This is a genomic window from Phenylobacterium sp., from assembly GCF_031412415.1.
In the GTDB taxonomy this organism is placed as follows: Bacteria; Pseudomonadota; Alphaproteobacteria; order Caulobacterales; family Caulobacteraceae; genus Phenylobacterium.
Genome location: NZ_JANOCX010000146.1, coordinates 1 through 10,090, shown reverse-complemented (window position 1 = coordinate 10,090; position 10,090 = coordinate 1). Strand labels below are relative to the sequence as shown.

The following is a 10,090-nucleotide window of genomic DNA, read 5'->3' as shown; positions in this document are numbered from 1 at the left end:
CATTCCTATCGCCGCCCTGGCCATACTCGTGGGGGTGGACCGGTTCATGAGCGAATGCCGGGCCTTGACCAATCTGGTGGGCAACGGCGTCGCGACCCTGGTCGTGGCCCGCTGGGAGGGCGATCTCGACCGCGAAATCCTAGCCAGGGAGCTCGCGCGCGGCCCGTCGCCGACGCCCCTCGCGCCGGCGCCCGTCGTCGCGGCGGAAGCCGACTAGGCTCGTCGGGCCGGCCGACGGATTTGGCGACGCGCCGTTAATTCTTAAGCCAGTCGACCCTCGTAAACTGAGGCCCGTGATCAAGGCCGCCTGGGCCTTGGCGAGGGGTGAAGTGGTTTGCCGTGAGGCGTCGAGCGCCGGTTCAGTCATCTTTGGCAGGCGACGTCCTCGTGGCGCGTCGAACCTTGCTCGCCGGTCTGACCGGCCTGGTGGCGACGCCGGTCCTCGCCGCCGGTCCCGCCCAGTCCTGGCTCGACTATGACAGCCGCCTGCGCGGCCGCCTGGGCGACGCGGGCGGCGGCGCGTTCGACCCGGCGACGGAACGCCGGATCGTTCTGCTGACCAATGCCGTGCGAGCCGAGCGCGGTGTCGCGGCCTGCGCCTGGAGCGACGAACTGGCCCTGACCGCGCGCGCCCACGCCGCCGACCTCGCCGCTCGCGCCTATGTCGAGCACACGAGCCCCGAAGGTTTCGACCCCAGCCACCGGGTCAGCGTCCTGGCGCGCCGGATGATCGGCTCGGCCAGCGAGAACATCGCATATCGTCGCGCGAGCGCGCCGACCACGGCCGCCGATCTGATGGATGTCTGGCGCAAGAGCGCGCCGCATTGGGATAATCTCCTGCGGCCCGCCCATGCCCGGATCGGCATCGGCGTGGCGGTGCGGGGCGAGCGCACTTACGCCGTGGGACTCTACGCCCATCCCGACGGCGAGCTTGGCGCGCCCGTGCCCTTCCGCCTGGCCCGGGAGGCCGATCTGGCCGGCGCCGTCGTGCAGGCCAGCCCCCGGATCGACGGCTTCACAGTCAGCAATCCGGTCGACACGGGCTCGATTCCGGGTTTGGCGTCGGAAGCGACGCCCAGCCTTTCGCCGGGCGTCTATCAGCTACGGCCGCAGCGCCGGCTGGACGAGCGGCGCTATCAGGTCCTGTGGGGCCCGATCTTCGTTCGTGTCTAATCCAGCAGCGCGTCGATCTCCGCGCGCACCCGGCTCCAGGCTGGAGCCGTCGGGTCGATGAGCTCGAAATGCCCCGAGCGCGGAAGCTCGATCTCCAGGCTCGGATCGCCCGACGCGGCCGCCGCGGCGGCGTAGGCCTGGCCGAAGCGGCTGGGCACGATGGGGTCGAGATCGCCGGAGATGATCACCTGTCGGCCGCCCAGCGGCAGCAGCCGGGGCGGCGAGGTGTCGGCATAGACATCGCCGGCGCGGGCCGGCGCGCCCACCAGGGCGTCGATGGTGCCGGGGCCGCCGCAGGCGTCGGGGCCGGTCGCGTGATAGGCCTCCAGATCGATGATCCCCGCCAGCGCCACGGCGCCGCGAAGCGCCAACGGCGCCTCGGTATGGAGCGAGCTGGTCTTGCCCAGGCGCGGACGGGCCAGCGCCCAGACCGCCAGGTGGCCGCCGGCTGAATGCCCAGACACCGCGACACGCGACAGGTCGAGGTCGTGCGGCTTCGCCAGGCGTTTCAGATGGTCGAGGCCCTCGGCCACATCCTGGAAGGTGCCGGGATAGCCGCCGCCGGCGTGGCCGATGCGCCGGTATTCGATGTTCCACACCGCCTTGCCGTGAGCCCGCAGATCGGCGGCCGCGTAGTCCATTAATTCCAGCCCCGGCAGATCAGCGCGCCAGCAGCCGCCGTGGATCAGGACCACCACGGGGAAGGGGCCCTTGCCCTTCGGCAGCCAGAGCTCGCCGAACTGTAGCGGATCAGCGCCATAGGCGATGCGCAGGTCGGCCGTTGGCCGCTCGCGCGACAGCAGATCGAGATAGCTGATGGGGGCCGCGGCCAAGGCGGCGGCCGAAGCGGCGAGGGCGGCGATGCTGGCGGCGGTCATCCGAACTCCGGTATTCCTGCGCCGATCCTGCCCAAACGAAAACGCCCGGCGCAAGCGCCGGGCGTCGATATCGCGAATGAGGCGCGCCTTATGCGGCGACGGCCTTGATCAGACTCTTGTTCAGGATGCCGATGGCGGCGTCGCGATCGATGCGCTCGATGGCGGCGACTTCCCGGGCCATGCGGTCCAGGGCCGATTCATAGAGCTGACGTTCCGAATAGGACTGTTCCGGCTGGTTCTCGGCGCGGTGCAGGTCGCGCACCACCTCGGCGATGGAGATCAGGTCGCCGGAATTGATCTTGGCTTCGTACTCCTGGGCGCGACGCGACCACATGGTCCGCTTCACGCGGGCGCGACCCTTCAGGGTGGTCAGCGCTTGGTTGACCACATTGCCCTCGGCCAGCGAGCGCAAGCCCGCCGTGCGGGCCTTGGCGGTGGGAACCCGCAACGTCATTTTCTCATGATCGAAGGTGATGACGTAAACTTCGAGCGAATAGCCGGCGACTTCCTGGGTTTCGATCCCCTGCACCTGACCCACGCCATGGGCCGGATAGACGACGTGATCGCCGATGGAGAATTCCAGACCGCTCTTGCTCATTCGCTCAAGTCCTTTCGACTTGGCCGAACCCGTTAAGAGATCTTAACCATTGCACCACAGGACAAAGGACACCCTCCGCGAAAATCGCGCGGCCCCTTACCCTGGAGGAACGGATTAGACCTCTAAGACACCCTTCGCCTGTGCAAGGCGTACGTCGGCCGGGACGGCTCTTCTGCAGAAACGACGCAGCGCGCGTATGCGCTCTCGCCACGTCATCTATGACGATAGCATAAAATTCAGCCGATTGAAAGGCTTGGCGCCCCGTTTCCAGGCCGGCATGCGCCGGATCAGGAGCCGCGGCCGGGCTTTTCGCTGAAATACTTCTCGAACTTGCCGGTTTCGCGCTCGAAAGCCTCGGCGTCGGCAGGGGGCGTGCCCTTGACTGTGATGTTCGGCCAGATCTTGGCGTAATCAGTGTTGATCCGCAGCCACTTGGAGTCGGGATCGTCCTCGGTGTCGGGCTTGATGGCGTCAACGGGGCACTCGGGTTCGCAGACGCCGCAGTCGATGCATTCGTCCGGATTGATCGCCAGGAAGTTCTCGCCCTCGTAGAAGCAGTCCACCGGACAGACCTCGACGCAGTCCATGAACTTACATTTGATGCAGGCGTCGGTGACGATGTAGGTCATCGCGGAAAATGAAGCTCCGGCCGCTCTCTTGGGCCGCGGTTTTTCCGGCTCCGGCCCCGCAATGTCAATGGCGCCGGGTCACAGGATATCTGCAAGCTCCGATAGGCGCGGCTCATGGGGCGGGTGTCAGGGTCAGCACCCGCTCGGTCACCGCCTCCACCGCCGGGCGCGAATAGCTCAACGGCACGTACTGTCCGGTGACCCAGAGCGGGAAGAGATCGTCGAAGTGCGGACTGGTCGGATCGCCCGACTGGCCCGGGGTGTTGATGACCCGGCTGTTGTCCCAGGCGCCGACATCCAGAACCATCCGAAAGGAGGCGCCGGCCGTCACGCGATAGTCCTCGGGACGCCAGGAGGCGGCGAGCGGCGACAGGCTGGTCCCGGCCATCGGAGCCGGCCCCACGGTCAGATCGGCGCGCTGCGCGGGCTTGGCCAACGGGGCCAGGATGTGTGTGAACTGAGCTTGGTGCAGCTTGCCCCAGGTCCAGTCCTTGGGATCAGGCCCCAGCTTGCCGGCGACCTCGTCATAGGCGGCCAGCAGGCTTTCGCGCAGGGCGGCGTCGCGGGCCGCGGCGTCCAAGGTCGCATCCGGACTCTCCAGCAACGCCATGACCGCGGCGATGTCTCCGTTCCCGACCAGGGCCCGCGCCGCGGGCGGCGTGGCGCGCGCGACGACAGCCTTGCCCAGGTGCTTGGCCATCCAGACCTCGTAGAGCGCGGCCCCGGCGCTGTCGGCGGCGGTGCGATGATCCCAGGCCTTCAACATGTCCAGCGCCGCCGCGAGTTTGGGATCGTCTGGCTTGAGCCCGGCCAACAGGACGAGCATGCGCCGGGAGGTGATGTCGTAGGGATCGGTCTGCAGAGCCATGGCGTCAGCCAGGGTCAGCTTGGGCGTCGCCGCCAGGACCTCGGAGATGCGCGCCATCCGGGCGTTGTTGGACCATTCGAAGCCCACCTTGCGCTCCTTGTAGGGATAGCCCTCCGGCAGGTTGAGCTGGTTGGCCGAGGCGAACCATCCCGCCTTGGGGTTGTGGGCGTTGGGCAGTTCGTCGATCGACAGGAAGCCCTTCCACTCGTAGCGCCCGTCGCCGGGCACGGGCATCAGACCGTCCCAGCCGGGGCGCCCGGGGACCTTGCCCGCCGCCACCCAGCCAATGTCGCCCTTGGTGTCGGCGTAGACCTGGTTCTCCGAGGGCGCGCCCCAGTTGGCGAGGGAGCCTTTGAATCCCTCCCAGGTCTTGGTGGTCATGTAGCCCATGGACCCGAAATAGGCCGAGGTCCCGGGCTCGCCCCAGACGCTGCGCAGGGCGAAGGCGCGGCCCTTGGCGGCGTCCTCCTTCAGCACCGGGCCATGGCGGGTGAACTTCAGGGTGACCTTGCGGGGCTGGGCCTCGCCCTTGACGGCGATGTCTTCGACCACCGTGCGCATCGGCTCCCACGCGCCCTTGTAGCGATAGGCCTCGCCCTTGGTCTCGTAGACGTAGAGATCCTCCTGGTCGGCGGGGAAGATGGTCAGGCCGAAGGCGATGGTCCCGTTGTGGCCGATGGAGACCCCCGGCAGGGACGGTTCGCCGGCCCCGATCACCGAGAAGCCGGGCGCCTCCATGTGGACGATGTAGCGCAGGGACGGCGCGCCATGCTCGCGGTGCGGATCGTTGGCCAGGATCGGCCGGCCGCTGGCGGTGCGCGATCCGGCGACGGTCCAGTTGTTTGACCCCACCGCCTCGGGCGGAATGTCCAGCATCGCGGTCTTTGCGGCGGCGCCGGTGAACTTCACGCCGGTCGAGCCGAGCTGATAGTCGTCCAGCACGTCGGCGGGGATATCGCAGGGGTCCAGGCCGTCGGGAACTTTGGTCTCCCACTTCGGCTCGAGGTTCTTGTAGAGGCGGGCGGCCTCCAAGCCGGCGGCGCAGGCGATGCGCGCCCGGCCGACCTCGTTGGGGACATTGCGGGTGAGGCCGTGGCTGCGGATGCGGACCACGTCCTCGGGCTTCCAGAGGTCGGGCGCGGAGCCGGCGATCTGGAACTCCATCGGCAGGGGGCGCTTGCCGGCGCGAATCTCCGCCACATAGCTGTTGAACCCCGCTGTGAAGGCCTCGGTGTTGTCCTTGGCGCCCGCGCCGTAGGACGCCCATTCCGCCGCCATGTCGCCGCGATAGAGGAACAGCCGCGCGGCCCGATCCTGGGCCACGTAGTCGGGGCCGAAATCCTTCGCCAACAGGCCAAGACCGCGCTTGCGCCACAGGTCCACCTGCCACAGCCGGTCGCGGGCGACGTTGTAGCCCTGCAGGAAGAAGGCGTCGCGGACACTGGCCGCATAGATGTGGCTGACGCCCCAGCGATCGATGCGGATCTCGGCGGCCTTGGCGAGTCCCGCGACCGCATGGGTTTCGCCAGGCGGCGTCGCCGCCGCGGCGGTGGTGGCGACAAGGGCGGTTAGGGCGGCAAGGGCGGTCAGTTTCATTTCGCCACGCTAGGCGAGCCCGTCCGGCGGGACAATCGCCAGACTCAGGTGTCCCAGGCGCGCGCTGGGCGACCGAACTCGCGCTCCAGCAGTCGCGCGAACTCGATGGTCATGCGGTCCTCGAGATAGGGACCGATGATCTGCACGCCGATCGGCAGGCCCGCCACGCTGGCCCCGATCGGCGCTGAGGTGGCCGGCAGGTGGGCGAGCGTGGCCATGCCGGACCAGGCCAGTTGGTCGAAGTAAGCCGTCGACTTGCCATTGATGAGCAGCGTCCGCTGGGTCGGGTCGGGCTCGTCCAGGTGTTCGAACGCTGTCGTGCCGAACACCGGCGCCAGGACCACGTCGAAGGTCTTGAAGAGCTCCGCCCACTGGCGGCGGACGGACACCTGTGCGTCCAGCAGATCCAGCCAGGCATGGGCCGAGAGTGCGTCCGGACGAGACGGCCCGCCTCGGGACATCGCGACGCCGAGGATGCCCAGATAGACCTGATGCGCGCTTTCCAGGTCCGGCAGCAGGCTGCTGCGCCGCGCCACTGTCGCGCCCTGGCGATCCAGATGGTCGGCGAGATCGGTCAGGGCCTGCTTGACCTCCTTGTCCAGGGCGGCCAGCGGATGGTGGTCCAGCATCAGGACGCTGTAGTCGCTGAGCGCGGCGTGACGCGGGGAGGGTAGGTCGAGCAGATAGCCCGTCGCCTCGTCGCCGACAGGACCGGCCAGCACGTCGAGGGCCAGCGCCAGGTCGTCGGCCGTCACCGCCAGCGGCCCCAGCACGGCGATCGGTGCGTCGCCTCCATCCAGGCCGGGCGGCGCATGGCCGCGCTGAGGTACGAGGTTGTAGCTCGGCTTGTGGCCGTAGACGCCGCAGAAGGCGGCCGGCACGCGGATCGAGCCGCCGATGTCGGAGCCGAACTCCAGCGGCACCATGCCGGCCGCCAGGGCCGCCGCGGCGCCGCCCGACGACCCGCCGGCCGTGCGGGTCACGTCCCACGGATTGCTGGTGCGGCCGTAGACCGGGTTGACGCTCTGCCAGTCCGCCAGGCTTACGGGGATATTGGTCTTGCCCAGGATCACGGCGCCGGCGGTCTTCAGCCGCTGAACCCCGACGGAGTCGATGGAGGCCCTGAATTCCTTGGCCTCCGAGAAGCCCCAGGTCGTCGCCAGACCCGCCACGTTGTGGGATTCCTTCACCGTCATCGGCAGGCCCAGCAGAGCGCGCCGCTCGCCTCGCGCGATCGCGCTGTCGGCGGCCTTGGCGGCTTCGTAGGCTCGGTCGAAGTCGTGGATGATCACGGCGTTGATCGACCCGTCGCGATCCTCGATACGCGCGATGGCGGCCTCGAACAGCTCCACCGAACTGACATCGCGCCGCGCCAGGGCCTCTACCAGTTCGCCCGCCGAGGCGTGCGAGGTGTCCCGGCCCAGGGTCTCCGACATGCTGACCTCCCCTTGTCCGGTCACGAGACCATCCGTGGTCGTCGGAGTCTAGCCGCCAGGCAGGGCCGAATAGAGCGTGCGCGCCTCGGTCGGCGGGCCGCGGCGTTCGCCCAGCCCCTCCACCGTGATGGCGGTCAGCCTGCCGCCCAACGCGAAGACCAACTGGTCGCCGACCCTGACGGGACGCGCGCACTTGTCGATGCGGCTCTCGGCCCCGGCGCGAGTCAGGCGCACCTTGCCCTCGTCCAGGAACTTGGCCGCCAGCGACCGGGTCTTGAAGAACCGGGCCCGCCAGAGCCAGACATCGGCGCGGCAGCCGTCGTTCACGGACGCTGCGCCGCGGTCTTGCGGCGGCGGCGCGGACGCCGGGCCGGCATGGGCTTGTCCTTCAACGCCGCCAGGGCCGCAAACGGCGATCCTGTGGGCGCGGCGGGGGCGGGCGCCGCTGGTTTGTCGGTGCGGCGTCGCCACGCGGTGGGCTCGCCCGGCTGAACCTTGGCGACGGGCGCGAAGTTGAGGCCACGCAGGATCGCCGCCGTCTCCTCGGCGTTCCAGCCCAACTCTTCGCGAGCCTGGTCGGTGATCAGCGCGCCCTGGCCCTGGCGCGGCGCGGCGCGGATCAGAGCGTCCAGCCGCTCCAGCGCCTCGACAGGGACAGCGTGGCGGCCCACCGCGCGCAGGCCGAAAGCGGCGAGCGCCGTGGCCGAAGGCGGAGGATCGGGCAGGAGCGAGACCTTGTCCGGCGCCGGTCGCCAACCGGGCGGCGCCAAAGCCTGGGCGAAGGACAGCGACTTCGCCTGCAGCAGACCCGGGAGGTAGAGGCTGAAGGCTCCGAGCTTGACCCCAAGCGCCTTCAGCGCCCGACGCTCGACCTGGGACAGCCCCTTGGCCTCGACGCGAACGGCGGCGCGGTCCAGCACGCCCCCGGCCTCGATCAGGCGATAGGCGACGCCACGGGCCAGGCCCTTGATCTTGCCCGTCTCCACGGCGGTCTCCAGCCGCCGCAGGGGCGCCAGGCGACGCCCGGCCTCGGCGGCGACGAAAGCCTCCAGCCGCCGCGCGGCCCGTTCCCGCGCCGGGGCCGGTCCCAGTTCGCCGTGCAGGCGGACCCGTGGCGCGAACCTCGTCCCGCCCGAGATCGCGCCGGCGGCCTCGCCACGCCAAAGCACCGCGCCGTCGGGGGTGACCGCGAAGGCGCTGTCAGGCTCGGCTGCCAGCTTGCCTAGGCGCTTGGCGATCTCGGGTCCGACGGCGGCGACCGCCGCGGCGCGCAGGGCCTTCTCCTCGAGCACCGACGAACCGTGGGCGGGCTCGAAGGCCACCCCGATCAGACGGCCGACATACTGGCCCTCGACCACCACCTCGCCGTCGGCGGCCACGCCGGCCAGCATCTCGCCGCGCACATTCAGCGCCCGCATCAGCGCGCTGGTCCGCCGGTCGACGAACCGGGCCATCAGCTTCTCGTGCAGGGTGTCGGAGAGCCGGTCTTCGAGTTGGCGCGTCCGGCCCTGCCACCCCGATGCGTCGGCAAGCCAGTCGGGGCGGTTGGCCACATAGGCCAGCGTCCGCACGCTGGCTAGCCGCGCGGCGAGGGTGTCGATCTCGCCGTCGGTGCGGTCCAGGTGCCGGTACTGGCCGGCCATCCAGTCCTGCGGAATCTTACGGTCGCGGGTGGTCAGCCAGTCGAAGAACTCGCGGACCAGCCGGATGTGCTCCTCACCCGAGGTCTTGCGGAAATCGGGCGTCTGGCAGACGTCCCACAGCCGGTTCAGGGCCTGGCGGTCGCGCACGCAGCGGTCGGCCACGTCCGGCTCGGCGGCCAGGATGCGCAGGGTCTTCTCGTCCAGGGCCTCGGCCGACAGCTTCAGCCCCTCTCTTCCCGGGGACTGGGATAGGGAGGCCAGCAGCTTGGGCAGGGTCGCGAAGTCCAGGCGGGCGTTGCGCCACTCCGCCCCGGTTGTGGCCTCGAACCGGTGTTCCTGCACCGCTTCCACCAGGTCCTCGTCCATCTCCTCGCACTCGCCAGTGACGCCGAAGGTCCCGTCGCGGGTGAAGCGTCCGGCGCGCCCGGCGATCTGGCCGATTTCCTGGGGATGCAGATAGCGTGTTCGCCGGCCATCGAACTTACGCAAGCCCGCGAAGGCCACATGGTCGACGTCCATGTTCAGGCCCATGCCGATGGCGTCGGTCGCCACCAGGAAGTCGACCTCGCCGGACTGGTAGAGCGCGACCTGGGCGTTGCGGGTGCGGGGGCTGAGCGAGCCCATCACCACGGCGGCCCCACCGCGCTGGCGGCGGATCAGCTCGGCAATGGCGTAGACCTGGTCGGCGGAGAAGGCCACGACCGCCGTGCGGCGCGGCAGGCGGGTCAGCTTCTTCGGTCCGGCGTAGGTCAGGGCCGAAAACCGCTCGCGGGTGACGATCTCGGCGTCGGGCAGCAGGCGGCGGACCAGGGGCGCCATGGTGGCCGCGCCCATCAGCATGGTCTCGTACTTGCCCCGCGCATGCAGCAGACGGTGGGTGAAGATGTGACCCCGCTCGGGATCGGCGCAGAGCTGGATCTCGTCCACCGCCAGGAACTCGACCTCGCGGCTCAGCGGCATGGCTTCGACGGTGCAGACGAAATAGGTGGCGCGGGACGGGACGATCTTCTCCTCGCCGGTGATCAGGGCCACGCACCGCGCGCCGCGCAGCTTGACGATCCGGTCGTAGATCTCACGGGCCAGTAGCCGCAGCGGCAGGCCGATCATGCCCGAGGCGTGGCCCAGCATCCGCTCGACCGCGAGGTGGGTCTTGCCCGTGTTGGTGGGGCCCAGGACCGCCACCAGACGCGGAGGGGCCGCTCCGGAGGGACGGTCGCTCATGATCTCAAATTGGGGTGGCCGGCAGAGTCGGGCAAGCGTGGCCTTGCG

8 protein-coding genes and 1 pseudogene are annotated in these 10,090 nt (G+C 69.6%); 2 read left to right on the top strand and 7 right to left on the bottom strand.

Annotated features, from left to right (window positions below):
• Together RMO04_RS07055 and RMO04_RS07050 are read left to right on the top strand one after the other, a co-directional pair.
• A pseudogene (locus tag RMO04_RS07055) lies at positions 1 to 217 on the top strand (dicarboxylate/amino acid:cation symporter); the annotation flags it as partial.
• 170 nt (positions 218 to 387) lie between these two features.
• Positions 388 to 1,173, top strand: a complete 786-nt coding sequence (locus RMO04_RS07050; RefSeq protein WP_309644078.1) for a CAP domain-containing protein — start codon at positions 388 to 390, stop codon at positions 1,171 to 1,173.
• On the opposite strand, the gene RMO04_RS07045 is transcribed toward RMO04_RS07050, so the two are convergent.
• The 7 genes from RMO04_RS07045 to RMO04_RS07015 all read right to left on the bottom strand — a co-directional run bounded on the left by RMO04_RS07045 (position 1,170) and on the right by RMO04_RS07015 (position 10,042).
• On the bottom strand, positions 1,170 to 2,051 hold the full coding sequence (locus RMO04_RS07045) for an alpha/beta hydrolase (protein ID WP_309644077.1): 882 nt from the start codon (positions 2,049 to 2,051) through the stop codon (positions 1,170 to 1,172). The two genes, RMO04_RS07050 and RMO04_RS07045, sit on opposite strands and share 4 nt — an antisense overlap.
• Before the next feature lie 88 nt (positions 2,052 to 2,139).
• Entirely contained in the window at positions 2,140 to 2,649 is a 510-nt protein-coding gene (locus RMO04_RS07040; RefSeq protein WP_254836100.1) for a CarD family transcriptional regulator, read from the bottom strand.
• Between the two features lie 287 nt (positions 2,650 to 2,936).
• On the bottom strand, positions 2,937 to 3,278 hold the full coding sequence (gene fdxA, locus RMO04_RS07035; RefSeq protein ID WP_309644076.1) for a ferredoxin FdxA: 342 nt from the start codon (positions 3,276 to 3,278) through the stop codon (positions 2,937 to 2,939).
• Between the two features lie 112 nt (positions 3,279 to 3,390).
• Entirely contained in the window at positions 3,391 to 5,742 is a 2,352-nt protein-coding gene (locus RMO04_RS07030) for a penicillin acylase family protein (RefSeq protein ID WP_309644075.1), read from the bottom strand.
• 44 nt (positions 5,743 to 5,786) lie between these two features.
• Positions 5,787 to 7,178: an amidase family protein gene (locus tag RMO04_RS07025; RefSeq protein WP_309644074.1), complete on the bottom strand. Its 1,392-nt coding sequence runs from the start codon at positions 7,176 to 7,178 to the stop codon at positions 5,787 to 5,789.
• A 48-nt stretch (positions 7,179 to 7,226) separates the two neighbouring features.
• A complete protein-coding gene (locus RMO04_RS07020) occupies positions 7,227 to 7,505 on the bottom strand; it encodes an RNA-binding S4 domain-containing protein (RefSeq protein ID WP_309644073.1) in 279 nt (92 codons plus the stop codon).
• Positions 7,502 to 10,042, bottom strand: a complete 2,541-nt coding sequence (locus RMO04_RS07015) for a helicase-related protein (RefSeq protein WP_309644072.1) — start codon at positions 10,040 to 10,042, stop codon at positions 7,502 to 7,504. The genes RMO04_RS07020 and RMO04_RS07015 overlap by 4 nt, the downstream gene beginning before the upstream one ends.
• Between the last annotated feature and the right edge of the window lie 48 nt (positions 10,043 to 10,090).

Coding starts and splice junctions, on each gene's coding strand:
- RMO04_RS07045 (WP_309644077.1), bottom strand. CDS start 2,051: ATGACCGCCGCCAGCATCGCCGCCCTCGCCGCTTCGGCCGCCGCCTTG.
- RMO04_RS07040 (WP_254836100.1), bottom strand. CDS start 2,649: ATGAGCAAGAGCGGTCTGGAATTCTCCATCGGCGATCACGTCGTCTAT.
- fdxA (WP_309644076.1), bottom strand. CDS start 3,278: ATGACCTACATCGTCACCGACGCCTGCATCAAATGTAAGTTCATGGAC.
- RMO04_RS07030 (WP_309644075.1), bottom strand. CDS start 5,742: ATGAAACTGACCGCCCTTGCCGCCCTAACCGCCCTTGTCGCCACCACC.
- RMO04_RS07025 (WP_309644074.1), bottom strand. CDS start 7,178: ATGTCGGAGACCCTGGGCCGGGACACCTCGCACGCCTCGGCGGGCGAA.
- RMO04_RS07015 (WP_309644072.1), bottom strand. CDS start 10,042: ATGAGCGACCGTCCCTCCGGAGCGGCCCCTCCGCGTCTGGTGGCGGTC.